This window comes from Peribacillus sp. NPDC056705 (assembly GCF_043656335.1).
This window is the reverse complement of the sequence record NZ_JBHTYI010000023.1, coordinates 51,635-67,288: the sequence shown is the minus strand read 5'-3', so window position 1 is coordinate 67,288 and position 15,654 is coordinate 51,635. Positions and strand designations below refer to the sequence as shown.

Below are 15,654 nucleotides of genomic sequence, written 5' to 3'. Positions count from 1 at the left end.
CTCTTCTATAGTATATTTAAATTAATTATTTAAATATACTAAATATTTGTTTACAATAGAGAAAATAAAAGTTATTATACAATAATAAAAGGGGGGCTAGGTATGGCAACGATAAATAAACAGAAAATTGTGGATAGTGTACCTCAAAAAGGTTTTTTTGGAAACCCTAAAGGATTATTCACCCTTTTCTTTACTGAGTTCTGGGAGCGTTTCTCGTATTATGGTATGAAGGCCATTCTTGTTTACTATATGTATTACGAAGTTTCTAAAGGGGGACTTGGTCTTGATGAACACACAGCCCTTGCCCTTGTATCCATTTACGGATCTTTAGTATATATGTCAGGTATAATTGGCGGATGGCTTGCCGATAGGATCTTCGGGACTTCCAAAGCCGTATTTTACGGTGGTATCTTGATCATGCTCGGGCATATTGTCCTTGCTGTACCAGGCAGTCTCTCCATGTTCTTTGTTTCCATGGTACTCATTGTTCTTGGTACTGGGTTATTAAAACCGAATGTTTCCAGCATTGTCGGTGAAATTTACGCAGAAAATGACGAACGCCGGGATTCCGGATTCAGTATATTCTATATGGGTATCAACATGGGTGCATTCCTTTCACCGTTTGTTGTCGGTACCGTCGGAATGGGCTACAGCTTCCATCTTGGTTTTGGACTTGCAGCAATTGGAATGTTAATTGGTCTTATCGTCTTTGTTGCAACAAAGAAAAAGAACCTGGGCCTTGCTGGAACTCTTCCTGCGAACCCATTATCACAGAATGAAAAGAAAAGCGTATTCACGAAATTGGGGATAGCTACACTTATCTTAGCTGCCATCATCGGCATTACCGCCGCTAAAGGCATCTTAACGATTAAAACCTTTATTAATCTTGTAGGTATCCTAGGGATCGTTATTCCGACCCTTTATTTCATTTTCATGTATCGCAGCCCTAAAACAACTTCTGTTGAACGTTCACGCTTGATTGCCTATATTCCTTTGTTTATAGCAGCTGTCATGTTCTGGGCGATTCAAGAGCAAGGTGCAACTATATTAGCAAGCTATGCAGACAAACGGACACAGTTGAATTTTGCTGGACTAGAAATAAACCCGGCATGGTTCCAATCTTTGAACCCTTTGTTCATCATTACCCTTGCACCAGTATTCGCATGGTTATGGATTAAACTAGGAAAGCGTCAGCCGACCATTCCTCAGAAATTCTCAATCGGATTATTGTTCGCCGGTTTATCATTCCTGGTGATCCTGCTTCCTGTTTATTTCGGTGGATCCGACGCATTGGTCAATCCGCTATGGCTTGTACTTAGTTATTTCCTTGTAGTGCTTGGAGAACTTTGTTTATCTCCCGTTGGACTTTCAGCAACTACAAAATTGGCTCCGGCCGCATTCTCGGCACAAACGATGAGCCTGTGGTTCCTGGCAAGTGCAGCAGCACAAGCACTGAACGCACAAATCGTCAGATTCTACACGCCCCAAACCGAAATGGCTTATTTTGGCGTGATCGGTGTTGCTTCAATGGTCCTTGGACTGGTCCTTATGGTCTTATCACCAAAGATTCAAGGTTACATGAAAGGCATTCGCTAACACTTAGCCAGCAGCAAAAAAAAGATGACCTCCGAGTTAACCGGGGTCATCTTTTTTATTATTATTATTTTGTGCATCTTGCTTTTTCGCCTGGTAATAGTTATCGACCATGCGGGATTCATCGAATACCAAAAACTTGATATGATGTTTTAGCAGCTTCATAGTTTAGGCTAAAAAAACAATGATGATTCATTCCAAAGTAGCTGAAAATAGGAGTAGAGAAATTATAGACAGGAGGTAAAAATGAAACGTTTACTTGGAATATGCATATCCCTGCAAATGACTTTCGTTCTGCTTTTCATCACGGGGATTCTTCCAAAGCTGAATTCATATGTTGGTGCCAGCGTTTATTTGATCATTGGGTTTGCAAGTCTGGTGATCAGCTTATATTTAGCAGGAAAGAAATTTCTCTTGGGCATTTCGTTTATTGCCATCATCTTTTCCGTGCTTATCATTTGTTTCACCATTTTCATTTATTTCTTGCCTGAAGCCGGGATGCCGCCGGAAATCCCTTTGTTTGATTTGCTATTTTAATTTTTTATTTTAAGAAAATAAGTTGTACTCATTAATAAAATATTTAAGGGGATTTTCATGTTTCTTATTATCATATTCATCATTATAGGCTGTACATATGGAGGCATTCGTTTTTGGAAAAGAAAAAGGGTAGTATCGATATTCTTGTTTAGTCCTTTACTAGCAGTCATTTCATTTATGGGATACTTCATTTATCATACGTTGTACCACACAACACCTGACTCATTGCAACTAACTGTCCATAAAGAAAATGAAGCATACATCGTGGGGGGAGTTTGGAAGGATCGGTTAGATGCGTATCGATTTCCTGCTGATTTTCTTGTTTTCTATGTCCCTAATAATGAGAAAGTCTCCAATGTTAAACGAAATAGAGTTAAATCCTATAATGAAATGGATGGGAAGTTTTTAGAGAAAGAAGTACAAAATTGGTTTGGGCAAAAAACTCATCTCGAGTGGGAACCGCAAATTTTTGATTTACATACAAATAGTGAAATTGAATTTACATTCGATCTCCCAGGGAACGTAAAACCAAGTGATGTGGAATTGTATTATATACACACAAGAGAAGAGCCAATGGAGGCATTAGAGTTTTGGTCCAAGAAAATTGAATTAAAGTAATTATCTGTGATCTTTCTTTTAATGGCTGCGTATTTCACGAAGTCCCCTGCAAAGAAAAGAAAGAACCGGATGAGCCCTGCTCTTCCGGTTCTTATTGAATCAGTTTGCTGCTGGAATCAATCCTTTATGAATGGAGACTTCCTGGATGGCACGGTAGACGGTTTCGACCATGAAATCGAGTTCCTTTTCTGACATGGAAAGGATCGGCATCATCGTGATGACGGGACCAAGTTCCCGGATGATCAGGCCATTTTCCCGTGCTGTATGGATGATTCCGGAAACGACATTCTCTTGGAGGGTGAACGTTTCTTTTGTTTCACGGTCTTTAACGATTTCCACTCCAATCATGAAGCCGCGCTGGCGAATATCGCCGACTATCGGAAGTTCGGATAGTGCTTGCAGCCTTTTTGATAGGTATTTTGATTTTTTCTGGATGTCTTTAATGAGATTACGGCTTTCCATCAGCTCGATATTCTTCAGGGCCAGTGCACAGGCTAGCTGGTTTCCTGTATAGGTGTGGCCGTGATAGAAGGTTTTATGTTCTTCCCGTTCTCCCAAGAAGGATTGAAAGATTTGCTCGTTCATGATGGTGGCTGCGAGTGGCATATACCCCCCAGTGATCCCTTTGCCCATACACATGATATCTGGGACGACATCTTCCTGTTCGCAGGCAAACATGGTACCGGTGCGACCGAATCCTACGGCCACCTCATCGCAAATTAAGAGGATATTGTATTTTTTGCATAATTGTTCGACCTCTTTCAAAAAGCCCCGAGGATGGGTTATGATGCCAGCAGCCCCCTGCACCAGCGGTTCGATGATCAATCCTGCAATTTCCTCCGATTGTTCTTGCAGTAACTTCTCCAGTTCCTTCAAGCAATGGTTTTTCACGGCTTCTTGATTCCCATATTCAGTCATATGATAGGCATATGGTGAAGGGGCGGAAATCCGTTGAAATAAGAGGGGCTTAAAGATTCTATGGTATAGATCCATTCCGCCCACACTCACAGCTCCGACAGTATCGCCGTGGTATGCTTCGTCAAGTGAGACGAATTTGTTTTTATTCTGATGCTTGACGGGATCGATATTCTGCCAATATTGATAAGCAACTTTAAGGGCGATTTCCACAGCGGCAGATCCCGTGTCGGAGTAGAAGACTTTCGATAAAGAACCAGGAGTGATCTCTGCCAGTTTTTTTGCCAGTAAGATCGATGGTACATTCGCAGATCCAAGCAGAGTGGAGTGCGCGACTTTATTCACTTGTTCAATAAGGGCGCCGTTCAATTCCGGCTCGTTATGCCCGTGCACATTCACCCATAATGAAGCATAGCCGTCGAGGTAGCGTTTGCCATCCACATCTATCAGGTAGCTGCCTTCGCCGCGATCGATGATCAGCGGTTTACTTTCCCGATACGTTTTCATTTGTGTGAACGGATGCCATACATATTCCTTATCCCATTGTTCTAAATCCTGACTATTCATGCTTTGAACACCTCTTTCAGTTGTTGGGTATAATTTTGATCACCAAGTAAATCAAGGATGCAGTTCCTCAAGTCTTTTCTGACATCTGCCATTGTCGGGATGCAGGCGAGGCCATTCAGCCCAGTCAGCTTTTCGATGGTTTCGATATTGTCTTGATGAATCCGATCTTCTGGCCGGTAATGATTATACAAAATGGTTTTCACGTTTATATCATGGACTTGGGCATAAGAATGGGTCGTCAAGACATCATGAATCGCCCCTAAACCGCTTGTGGATACGAAGAGGACAGGCATGCCGCAATCCCTTATGAAGTCCGCCGTCATATAGAAACCTTCCGTCCGTTCAATGAGCGGCACAGCCAATCCGCCAGCGCCCTCGACTAATACGATGTCATACATTTCCTCAAGTTCATGAACCCTTTCCACGACTTTCTTCTCATCAATTTGACTGCCAGTTAATTTAATCGCCAAATGTGGGGAGGTTTCTGGCTCCAGTGTGTAAAACCCTGATTCCTTTACACCGAGTTCCTTCTCAAACCAAGATATATCCGGGTATGTATTATTTTCCTCATTGATTCCAGTTTGAAATGGCTTGAATATCGTGACGCTTTTTCCCAATGTTTGAAGAGACAGATAGAGTGCACTCGTGACGATGGTCTTTCCAATATCCGTACCAGTTCCGGTTATAAAGTAGGCTTGGCCCATGGATGATTCAGCTCCTTTACGTTTATATATTTTGCAATGCGCGGACGTACTTGTTGAATGATGGCAGCACATAGAATGCATAGCAGTAAATCACCGGGTACAGGTAATAAGAAGCCGTAAAGTATCGTTTGGTTGATGGAAAGCGGCGTTTCCACAATCCACTTCATCGCACCATACAGCCAGATGCAGCCGAAAAAGTAAACGGTCAGCAAAGAGGCGGCATTAGCAAAGAATATGGAACGAATCGTGGAGAGGGAAAACCGGTTGATCAGCCATCCATTTACATAGGCTCCCAATATATATCCGAGCAAATAGCCGAAAGTGGGTTTGAATATATAGCCGAATCCCCCGCCTTCAGCAAACAGGGGCACCCCGATAAGTCCGATCAAGACGTAGCATAACTGACTGAGCATCCCAAGCCGGGGCCCCAATAATGCGCCTGCCAAATAGACTGCCAGAATTTGCAGTGTGAATGGTATGTAAGGGATAGGTATCTTAATAAAGGCGCCAATGGCAGTTAACGCGGTAAAAAGGGCCACATAAGAAATCGTCCTTGCTTTCAAGTTTTCAACCTCCTTTTTAGAAAGTGCTGGCAGAATGCCCACTATTAGTTTGCCTGAATCCTATTTTATATGTCAACTAATTTGTATATTTAGTTAACATATAAAATGCAAGCTTCCTTATGATTTAAAGGGCAGACTAGGAAAATATTGAAAAAAGACCATTGAATCATATTTTGTTTGTGTGTTATTATTCATTTTATATGTTAACTTAAAATTTTTAAAGTTAACATATAAACGTTTTATTTTGTCTTGAATGGGCAAAATGATTCAATCCGTTCCGAGGATTCAGGTAATTAATCGTGAAAGATTCATGGGAAGGAATATAGACATTAAAAGAAAAGAGGGATTAGGTTTGGAAACATTGGTTAGGGATTGGAAGATGTTAGCGGAGAACGTTATCAAAGGATATAAAGTGACGGAGGAAGAGGCATTATCCATCGTACAAGCCCCAGACGAAGAGGTTTTGGAAATTCTGAATGCAGCCTATCATATACGTAAGCACCATTATGGGAAAAAGGTTAAATTGAATATGATCATCAATACGAAGTCAGGATTATGTCCCGAAGATTGCGGCTACTGCTCGCAGTCGATCGTTTCGGAAGCCCCGATCGATAAATATGCTTGGCTGACTAAAGAAAAGATTGTCGAGGGAGCGCAAGAATCAATTCGCCGCAAAGCGGGTACTTATTGCATCGTTGCGTCCGGCAGGCGTCCGACCAACAGGGAAATTGATCATGTCATTGAAGCGGTAAAAGAAATCCGCGAAACGACGGATCTTAAAATCTGCTGCTGTTTAGGTTTCCTGAATGAGGAACATGCCGGCAAACTGGCGGAAGCAGGCGTTCATCGCTACAACCACAACTTGAATACATCACAGGAAAACTATAGCAAAATCACATCGACACATACATATGAAGACCGGGTGGATACAGTTGAAGCTGTGAAGGATGCCGGGATGTCCCCATGCTCTGGCGCCATTTTCGGTATGGGGGAATCTGAGGCGGAAGCGGTGGAAATCGCCCTATCCTTACGAAGCCTTGATGCAGATTCCATTCCTTGTAATTTTCTCAATGCAATTGACGGAACGCCGCTTGAGGGAACTTCCGAGTTGACCCCCACTAAATGCCTGAAATTGATTTCGATGATGAGATTCGTTAATCCGAGTAAAGAAATCCGTCTTGCTGGCGGTCGGGAGGTCAATCTCCGTTCCATGCAGCCAATGGCACTTTATGCAGCCAATTCCATCTTCGTCGGCGATTATTTAACGACAGCCGGACAAGAACCCACAGCCGATTGGGGAATCATCGAAGACCTGGGATTTGAAATTGAAGAATGTGCTCTTTAACCTATTAAAAACTGCATACTAAACAGGAAGGCTGCTGAATCAGTAGCCTTCCTGTTTAAAATGTCTCGTAAATGATAGAGCCTGTCTGGGAAATATCATAATCACCTAAAGCGTTGATTTCAGTTTGAAATGGATTCGATGTTAAAATGCGCTTAACAATGTTTATGAGCTGTTCGTTTTTCGAGGATTTTAAAATAACAAGGTCGTAACGTTCTGTAATTAATGGAACAAAGTCGATTCCAACGATTTTTGCAGCTTTTTCAATTCCCACCCCTACATCCGCAATACCTGATGAAACAGCTGATGCGACACTTAAATGGTTAGTTTCTTCATTTTCATAACCCTTAAGGCTTTTAGGCGGAATCTTATGAATCCTTAGCTGCTCATCAAGAAGAATTCTTGCTCCCGATCCTCTTTCTCGATTGATGATGGCCAAGTCTTTCTGTTTTAAATCAGTCCAACCTGTAAGGTCTAAAGGATTTCCCTTTTTAACATATAATCCAGCTTTCCTTGAAACAAGGTTAAGTAAAATATAAGGATAACCTACCAAAATCTTTTTTATATAAGGAAGATTATATTCCCCAGTATCTCCATCAAACATATGCAAACTAACAATGTCTGAATCCCCATTGTACATGGATATAAGCCCGCTTAGACTTCCTGTGTTAGATCGTAATGTTTTATAGCTGGAGTCCTTCTCAATGTGTTGCCCTAGTATGTCTAACACCATGTCTTGCCCACTGATGACAAGGTTAAGAGAATTCTTCACTTCATTCCTTTGGGGTTCGGCAACAGAAACTGGGGATGTATGGGACTTATGGTTATTAATGTACATCTCCAAGTCTTTTGCATCCATTCTCATCTGCCTTCCCACACGAAATACAGGGAGCTCCCCTTTTTTTACAAGATCATAAATCGTCAATTTAGATACCTTTAAAAGCTGTGACACTTCCTCGATGGTATAGGAAAGCTCTTTTGACATGTGCATCCCTCCATTCTTTATTGTATCTTAGAGTCCTTTAAAAAGAAAATTCACAGCAAAAAGGCATTGATTAAAATCTTTTATCTGTCTTATACTGTTTATAATTAGATATAACTAGTTATAATTAGTTAGAAAGGGAGAGCGACTTTGAAAAAAATATATCTTATGCTTTTCTCGCTTATGCTGCTTGTGATAGTGGGCACAGGGTGTTCAAGTGATGAAGAAAAAGGCACAGGAAAGCAGATTCAACAAGCTGACGAGAAAGTAGAATTGACGATTTCGGCCGCCGTAAGTTTACAAGATGCTTTAAATGATATAAAAAAGGCATTTGAAAAAGAAAATGCAAATGTAAAAGTTAACTATAACTTTGGAGCTTCTGGAGCTCTTCAACAACAAATCTCCCAAGGCGCACCTGTGGATCTGTTTTTCTCTGCAGCAGAAGACAAATTTGATAAATTAGTAGATGAAGATCATATTGAAGAGAAAAAAGGGATCGATTTAGTAGGCAATGAATTAGTGCTAGTAGTGCCAAAAGGTTCCGATAAAGGGATTGAATCGATAGAAGACCTTACTAAATTTACTAAAATATCCATCGGTACCCCTGAGTCAGTACCAGCAGGACAATATGCTAAGCAAACATTAGAAAAACTGAACCTCTGGAAAGAGATTGAAGAAAAACTGGTGTATGCCAAGGATGTTCGTCAAGTGCTTACATATGTAGAAACAGGAAATGTGGACGCAGGACTTGTTTATAAAACGGATGCCAAGAGCTCATCAAAAGTTGATATCGTTACAACAGCGAAGGAAGATTTACACGATCCGATTATTTATCCGGTAGGTGTGATTAAGGAAAGTTCGCATCCTAAAGAAGCCCAACTATTTTACGAGTATCTCCAAAATAAAGATTCAATGAAGGTTTTTGAAAAATACGGATTTAAAGATCTTAAATAATTGAAAGGGCCACCAATTTGGTGGCCTTTTTTTTGTGCACCCGGCATGGGTGCAATCTATAGGATGAAACCCGAACAATGAAGGTTGTATCAAGTAAATGTAGCAGATAGATCGGGAAAAGGTTGTACTCTTTCCCGGAGGTCTTTAACCTGTTAAGTGTTGGACAGCTGAATTTTAGAAGATTGTACTTGCCCTGCCCTACTCCACAACTTTGCTTTCATCTCTTCTTGTTTTGGTCAAATGGACGACCAGGATTAAGATTATAACGAGGAAGACCAAACTGGTTCCCGTCGTACCTAGACCAAGTCCACCCTTAACACGCGGCTGTGAGAGGGAGTCGCCAAGAGAGGCGCCAAGTGGACGGGTCAAGATGTAGGCGATCCAAAAGGAAAGCACTGTATTTAGTTTGAAACCGTAGTGGGCGATGGCAACCACCCCACTCAACGCCGCGAACATAAGTGCAGACTTCCAGTAGCCGATATCGAGACCTTCTGCTATGAGGTCACCAGCTGCTGTACCCAAGGCGAAGGTGAACAAGATGGCCAACCAGTAGAATACTTCTCGTTTGGGATGTGTAGATAGTGTGAATGGACAGCGTCTTTTCACTCGCGTACCAAGCCGCAAACGTCGCAAGCATCGCGATTGTGATGATAGTTGTTGTCACCAGACTGACCCCGAGATTGTCCACGAGATTGTCGGTAATTAGCGTGCCTACAACGCCAATCATCACTACCGTGAGCCAATAAATCCTTGGCACATACTTACTCGCTTTGAATTGGAAGAAAAGCGTTATGATCAAAAGAATATTCATGATTAAGGTCGTATTGGCCAAGCCCAAGTTCAGATTATCACTCAGGAAGTCTGCAGCCGTCTCGCCCACAGTGGTTGCCATTATTTTGATTATCCAGAATTAAATGATGACTTCTGGAACCTTGTTCAACATCTGACGCCCGATGGATGAGCCTTTTGTATCATTCATTCCCTTATCTTCTCTTGTTTTATTTCGTTTACGATAAAACCTTATTGTCTATTTCTACTGTTCCCTGACACTATATCAAGTCAACCTTAACGCAACTTGAAAAAAGGATTAAAAATCAATTAAAAAGTGAAATAAAAAGCAAAAGAATGCTAAATTGTAGAAAGAGCATTTCAATTATAAGGAAACGATTAAAATACAGGACTTTGGAGCAAATATAAAGGGGATTGAATTATTTAGCGGAGGACAATTTTTCGTGTTTAAGATGCAAGTAATATTCCTAGCTAGATACGATAAATACATGTGGTGGTGAACTCCTTGCCATATACCACTCAAGTAGGAGGGTTTTAAATGAAACAGCGTATTCTGGTTGTAGAAGATGAAGTCCAGATAGCGACGATATTAAAGATAGAACTCGAATATGAGGGGTATGAAGTGCTTGTTGCCCATACCGGCAAGTCGGGGCTGGAAGCTGCATTACAAGAAAAATTAGATTTAGTACTTTTAGATGTTATGTTACCTGAACTGAATGGCATAGAAGTTTTAAGAAGGATCCGAAATGAGAACTCTTTACTGCCAATCATCCTCTTAACAGCTCGAAATATTACAATGGATAAGGTGGCAGGACTAGATCAAGGGGCCAATGACTATATAACGAAGCCCTTTGAAATCGATGAGTTATTGGCAAGAATACGTTCAGCTATACGTCATAATTCAATAACTGCCAATGCTTCGAGAGAAGAGGAAACGATCTTATCAATAAAAGATTTATTCATTAATCTCGATACTAGAGAGGTCAAGAGGGGGGATTCTTCCATAGCGTTAACCCCAAAGGAATTTGATTTACTCATTTATTTACTATCCAATAAAAACAAAATCGTGACGCGAGAAAATATCCTGATGAATGTTTGGGGTTATGAGTATGAAGGGGAGACCAATGTAATCGATGTGTATATCCGCCATTTAAGAAAGAAAACGGAAGAAGGTTTTTCTGACCCGACAATTATTCAGACGGTAAGAGGAATTGGTTATACTGTAAGGGAGAAATAGGTAATGAAAATTACAACAAAAATTAACCTGATTACTACGGCTTGGATACTCTGTGTGTTGATTGCGGTCAATGCTGTTGTATTTTTTTCTTTTATGAAGATTACTGTAAATATGGAAGAAGATATATTAATTCATAAAGCGCAAAATGTCATTGCTGAAATACAAATGGATGATACGCCCCATGAATTAGAAAAAAAATTAACCGCATATTTGACGAATCATTCATTTATAAGGATCATTCAACCTGATTCTAAAATCAGTAGCGAAGTGTCCAGCGACCATTATTTGCTTACGAAATTTAAAGGGGAATTTTCTTCTGAACAAGAAGTGTATAGAACTACAATTAAACAAGCGCATAAAGAAGAACAAATATTAATCGTTAGGGTTCCTATCCAATCCAAAGGTAAAGTTGTTGGAACTTTAGAAATTGGAGATAGATTACTAGGACTTGAATTAGGGAAGGATGTATTACTTTCCATTCTCACATTTTGTACCCTATTAGGGGCGGGGTTATCGCTGCTTGGCGGCAGGTGGTTATCGAGTGTAATCATGAGACCTATTTCCAATATGATTGATACGATGGAGGATATTGAACAAAGCGGAATTCCGAAAAAAATCGTCATCCAAGAGGAAACAAAAGATGAGCTGCAAAAAATGGCTGTTACTTTCAATCGGATGATGAGCAGATTGGATGTGAATTTGGATAAACAGAAGCAATTCATTTCAGATGCTTCACATGAAATAAAGACTCCGCTAACGATAATAAAGAGTTATGCAGATCTCTTGCGCCGACGCCGGATAAAAAGCGAAGAAAAGGCATTGGATGTTATAAATGTAATTCATTCAGAGGCAACCCGAATACAGGAAATGACGGAAAGGCTGCTGGAATTAGCCGATACGGAAATGGAAAATACTTTAGATATTAAATCAGTGAATATAATAACCTTATGTGAGAACGTGCTTAAACAATTCAAAGAGGTCTATGGGCGAGAAATAAATTTTCATTATCAAGAAGATACCATTACGATTACAGCAGATGAATTGAAGATAAAACAGGTGATTATTATCCTTTTGGATAACGCAATCAAATATAGTACAGACAAAATTGATGTGTATGTAGAGAATCAGTTATACTCTACGGTCATTCGGGTAAAAGATTATGGGATTGGTATTCCTGAGCATGAAATGGAAAATATCTTCGAACGTTTTTACCGGGTGGATAAGGCTAGGAGTCGGGAAACAGGCGGAACAGGGCTAGGCTTGTCGATAGCCAAAAATATAATGAATCAACATAATGGGGAGATTAAAGTAGCCAGTATCGCCGGAATTGGAACAGAAATGGTATTATCCTTACCCAAAAGGTAATTTGCTGCTAAATACAAGAATGAGGTGTTCTGTGAGTGACACATATAGGGATAATTAGTCTGAGTATCATAGTATTGTTATTTCTAATTTATTCGATTTTCCCTACTGTAATTATTCGTGTATGCAGTCTGGGCATTACCAAAAAAAACAAGAGGAATAATGGGATAGCCCTTACTTTTGATGATGGCCCAAACCCTGAATATACGGAACAATTACTTGATCTTTTAAAAAAGTACGAGATAAAGGGTTCGTTTTTTGTTGTGGGAAGTAAAGTGAAAAATAACCCTGATATCATTAAACGGATGCATGAAGAGGGGCATACAATTGGAATCCATCATTTTGATCATATTTCAAGCTGGATCCTCTCGCCCTTTCAGTTATCGGAACAGTTGAGTATGACGGAAAAGGCGATAATGGAATGTACGCATGAAAAAGTCACTTTTTATAGGCCTCCATGGGGCCATTTTAATATTTTCACGAAAATAGCCAGCAAGAAATATAAAGTGATCATGTGGTCAGACATTTTCGGAGATTGGAAAGTGGAAACATGCAGGAATGACCTGCTTAATCAATTGCGGACAACCTCAACGGAAAATTCGATCCTCCTGCTCCATGACTGTGGGGAAACCTTAGGGGCGGATAAAGAAGCACCCCGATATATGATTGAAGTTTTGGAAGTTTACCTAGAGGAGACCATAAAAAAGGGAACACAATTTATTACATTAAAAGACTTATAACTGATTCGGGGGGACTTTATGAACATAGATAGTATTCTGCATTTTATTGACTTATATGGCTATCTAATCATATTTCTTTTTTTATTCATGGGCATTGTGGGGATTCCCGCTCCGGAAGAATCTCTTCTATTTCTAATTGGAGTCCTGATTGGGCAAAATAAACTCTCATTTGGTTTAGCCGTGCTCAGTGCATTTCTCGGAGCCTTTATAGGGATGCTTATCGCTTATGTATGTGGGAAATACGTGGGGTATCCATTTATAAAAAAATATGGGAAATACGTGGGCATTACCAATGATCGCTGGGAGAAAGTACAGAAAAAGTATATGAAAAATACAAAAAAAACGATCGTGTTTGGATTTTATTTACCTGGAATAAGACAAATCAGTCCGTATTTCGCAGGAATCAATCGTATTCCCCTGTTCAAATTTATTCTCCTTTCCCTGTTAGGCACGGTTCTCTGGACTGTCCCTTTTATAGTGGCAGGGTATTATATAGGGAATGCCTTTCATATAAATCCGGAATATGTTCCACTTTTAGGTGTCGTATTTTTAGTCTTTTTATTGATATATATTTTTATCAATTATATGAAGAGGAAAAAAAAAGAATAAATTACCGTCCCGATTGGAATAACCAGTTCTATAATTGGTTTTCTAATCGGGCTATTAAGTTTGGGACTGGGGCTTATGATACCATGAACATATCATTAAAAATTGATTAAAAAGAAAGGTTTTTACAAAAACAGTGATATATTGTAAGGGGGAAAAAGATCTTGAACATACAAATGGGCTTTTTTCTTGGTACGTATCTATCGATTAAAAGAATGATTTCTATAGGGGATGACATATATGAAGAAGGTTTTGTTTTTACCTCTCTTCCGCATGCAGTCGGGACATCATCAAGTTGCAGAGGCCTTAATGGATTTGTTAAAAAAACATACAAACGGAGTCATTTTGAAAAAAGTGGATCTGTTAAGCTATACGAATAATTCTTTAGAAAAAATGATAACGGCCGGATATTTAAAATGGATCCGTTATGCACCTGAAACCTATAATCTCGCCTACAAAAACCTTTTTTACGTTAACTCGAAAAAGGAACGTCCATTTAAATGGAGTCAACTTATATTCTTGAAGAAAATGGAACAATTGATAGATGAGGAAAATCCAGACTTAATTGTGTGTACACACGGATTTCCTTCCCAACTATTAAGCCAGTTAAAATTAAAAGGGAAATGCAATGTCCCAATTATCAACGTATATACAGATTTCTTTATTAATAATGTCTGGGGAAGCAAGGGGATTGATTTTCACTTTATTCCAAGTCAAAAATTGAAAGAAAAGCTATTAACCAAGAATCAAATACCGAAACATAGTATGATGGTGACAGGTATCCCTGTGCATGAGGAAATCACTAAAAAGGCCCGTGGTTTAAAAAACACCGATCGGCCCAAAGTTTTAATCTCAGGAGGAAATAGTGGCCTTGGCGGGATATTGAATTTAGCTGGTGAGTTAAAGAAATCAACCAATTTTGATTACTTTGTACTTTGTGGCAACAACAAAAAACTATTTGATGAGATCAAAACATGGGATTTAGCTCATATTAAACCATTACCTTATATTTCATCAAGATCGGAAATGAACGACCTTTATGAAGAAGTGGATGTAATCGTTACGAAACCAGGTGGTGTTACCATTAGTGAAGCACTTCGGAAAAGACTTCCGATTTTTGTCCATTCGATGCTGCCGGGACAGGAGGAAATTAATCTACAGTATTTAAAAGACAATAAACTTGTATTTGAAATCAATCGCAAATTCTCATTTGAAAAACAAATGCTTAATATATTAAAGGACCATAAAAAAATGGATCAGTGGGATAAATCAATCGAAACTTATCAAAAGGAAATGGAATTGGAAAACCCTGAGGAAATGGTGGGCATTATGAAATTGATTCTTAATCTTAAACAAGTCAATAAGCCATCCTATCTCACAAATCAGTCAAAAGTTATTTATAGCTAAGGGTCATTCCATTAACCTTGTCGCCAGTGGCCCATTAACAAGGGGAGTTAATAACAACATTTGTGATTCGTTTTGAATAAAGCGAAAATGAAAGAGAGAAGTTGAATTATGAACGACTTTATCCAAACTATTTTACTTACACTCATGGATTATGGGTACCTTGGAATTACCCTTGGTCTTATGATTGAAATTATTCCAAGTGAGATTGTATTATCCTATGGTGGCTTTTTAGTTTCCCAAGGTAGCATCAGTTTTGTTGGGGCGGTTATTGCTGGAACGATTGGAGGAACCATCGCCCAAATATTTGTTTATTTAATCGGATATTATGGGGGAAGACCATTTTTAGAACGATATGGAAAGTATATATTCATTCACAAAAAACATATTGAACTAGCGGAATCTTGGTTTACTAACTATGGTCCAAGCGTCATTTTTACGGCTAGGTTCATTCCGGTTGTCAGACATGCTATTTCGATACCAGCAGGGATTTCTAAAATGTCTTTAATAAAATTCACGAATTATACGCTACTTGCCGTACTTCCATGGTCTGTGCTTTTTGTATTCCTCGGGATGAAGTTAGGAAGCAATTGGGGACAGATTAATGAGATGGCCAAGCCCTATATCCAGCCAATCGCAGTGGTGGCGGTTCTCATTATTGCCGGAATGATCATTCGCGGTTACATGAAAAAAAAGAAAAACAAAGTTTTATGAAGTTTATGGATTTAAGGAAGGGTTGTA

General features: G+C 39.5%; 15 protein-coding genes and 1 pseudogene. 11 read left to right on the top strand and 5 right to left on the bottom strand.

The features are described from left to right. Positions 1-102: 102 nt before the first annotated feature. From ACFRAK_RS20950 to ACFRAK_RS20940, 3 genes are all read left to right on the top strand, one after another. Positions 103-1,596, top strand: a complete 1,494-nt coding sequence (locus ACFRAK_RS20950) for a peptide MFS transporter (RefSeq protein ID WP_387603014.1) — start codon at positions 103-105, stop codon at positions 1,594-1,596. 243 nt (positions 1,597-1,839) lie between these two features. Continuing rightward, the gene (locus ACFRAK_RS20945; RefSeq protein ID WP_387603011.1) at positions 1,840-2,130 is read left to right on the top strand and encodes an alpha/beta hydrolase; all 291 of its coding nucleotides are present in this window, start codon (positions 1,840-1,842) and stop codon (positions 2,128-2,130) included. A 57-nt stretch (positions 2,131-2,187) separates the two neighbouring features. Next, positions 2,188-2,748, top strand: a complete 561-nt coding sequence (locus ACFRAK_RS20940; RefSeq protein WP_387603008.1) for a hypothetical protein — start codon at positions 2,188-2,190, stop codon at positions 2,746-2,748. A 99-nt stretch (positions 2,749-2,847) separates the two neighbouring features. On the opposite strand, the gene bioA is transcribed toward ACFRAK_RS20940, so the two are convergent. From bioA to ACFRAK_RS20925, 3 genes are read right to left on the bottom strand one after another with little or no spacing between them, the layout of a single operon-like run. Then, on the bottom strand, positions 2,848-4,230 hold the full coding sequence (gene bioA, locus ACFRAK_RS20935; protein WP_394572402.1) for an adenosylmethionine--8-amino-7-oxononanoate transaminase: 1,383 nt from the start codon (positions 4,228-4,230) through the stop codon (positions 2,848-2,850). Beyond that, entirely contained in the window at positions 4,227-4,934 is a 708-nt protein-coding gene (gene bioD / locus ACFRAK_RS20930) for a dethiobiotin synthase (RefSeq protein ID WP_394572400.1), read from the bottom strand. Before bioD ends, bioA begins: the two co-directional genes overlap by 4 nt. Then, the gene (locus ACFRAK_RS20925; protein WP_260285201.1) at positions 4,913-5,497 is read right to left on the bottom strand and encodes a biotin transporter BioY; all 585 of its coding nucleotides are present in this window, start codon (positions 5,495-5,497) and stop codon (positions 4,913-4,915) included. Before ACFRAK_RS20925 ends, bioD begins: the two co-directional genes overlap by 22 nt. Positions 5,498-5,876: 379 nt before the next feature. Here ACFRAK_RS20925 and bioB point away from each other — a divergent pair, with 379 nt between their 5' ends. Continuing rightward, positions 5,877-6,842 (top strand): biotin synthase BioB, encoded by a 966-nt coding sequence (gene bioB / locus ACFRAK_RS20920; RefSeq protein WP_387603180.1) that lies wholly within the window; start codon positions 5,877-5,879, stop codon positions 6,840-6,842. A gap of 55 nt (positions 6,843-6,897) precedes the next feature. Here the strand turns inward: bioB and ACFRAK_RS20915 are convergent, their stop codons facing one another. Beyond that, positions 6,898-7,824, bottom strand: a complete 927-nt coding sequence (locus tag ACFRAK_RS20915; protein ID WP_387603004.1) for a substrate-binding domain-containing protein — start codon at positions 7,822-7,824, stop codon at positions 6,898-6,900. A gap of 147 nt (positions 7,825-7,971) precedes the next feature. Here ACFRAK_RS20915 and modA point away from each other — a divergent pair, with 147 nt between their 5' ends. Further along, positions 7,972-8,775, top strand: coding sequence for a molybdate ABC transporter substrate-binding protein (modA, locus tag ACFRAK_RS20910; RefSeq protein WP_387603001.1), 804 nt, complete (start codon positions 7,972-7,974; stop codon positions 8,773-8,775). Positions 8,776-8,973: 198 nt separating this feature from the next. Here the strand turns inward: modA and ACFRAK_RS20905 are convergent. Then, a pseudogene (locus ACFRAK_RS20905) lies at positions 8,974-9,679 on the bottom strand (COG4705 family protein). A 423-nt stretch (positions 9,680-10,102) separates the two neighbouring features. Here ACFRAK_RS20905 and ACFRAK_RS20900 point away from each other — a divergent pair. The 6 genes from ACFRAK_RS20900 to uptA all read left to right on the top strand — a co-directional run bounded on the left by ACFRAK_RS20900 (position 10,103) and on the right by uptA (position 15,627). Next, positions 10,103-10,801 (top strand): response regulator transcription factor, encoded by a 699-nt coding sequence (locus ACFRAK_RS20900; RefSeq protein WP_260285198.1) that lies wholly within the window; start codon positions 10,103-10,105, stop codon positions 10,799-10,801. A gap of 3 nt (positions 10,802-10,804) precedes the next feature. Beyond that, positions 10,805-12,166, top strand: coding sequence for a sensor histidine kinase (locus ACFRAK_RS20895; RefSeq protein ID WP_387704542.1), 1,362 nt, complete (start codon positions 10,805-10,807; stop codon positions 12,164-12,166). Between the two features lie 35 nt (positions 12,167-12,201). Continuing rightward, positions 12,202-12,903, top strand: coding sequence for a polysaccharide deacetylase family protein (locus ACFRAK_RS20890; RefSeq protein ID WP_387704540.1), 702 nt, complete (start codon positions 12,202-12,204; stop codon positions 12,901-12,903). A gap of 18 nt (positions 12,904-12,921) precedes the next feature. Then, positions 12,922-13,512 carry a DedA family protein gene (locus ACFRAK_RS20885; RefSeq protein ID WP_387704538.1) on the top strand — a complete coding sequence of 197 codons (591 nt, stop codon included), beginning with the start codon at positions 12,922-12,924 and terminating at the stop codon, positions 13,510-13,512. 237 nt (positions 13,513-13,749) lie between these two features. Next, entirely contained in the window at positions 13,750-14,916 is a 1,167-nt protein-coding gene (locus ACFRAK_RS20880) for an MGDG synthase family glycosyltransferase (protein ID WP_394572397.1), read from the top strand. Positions 14,917-15,021: 105 nt separating this feature from the next. Continuing rightward, entirely contained in the window at positions 15,022-15,627 is a 606-nt protein-coding gene (uptA, locus tag ACFRAK_RS20875; RefSeq protein ID WP_387704565.1) for an undecaprenyl phosphate transporter UptA, read from the top strand. Positions 15,628-15,654: the final 27 nt, after the last annotated feature.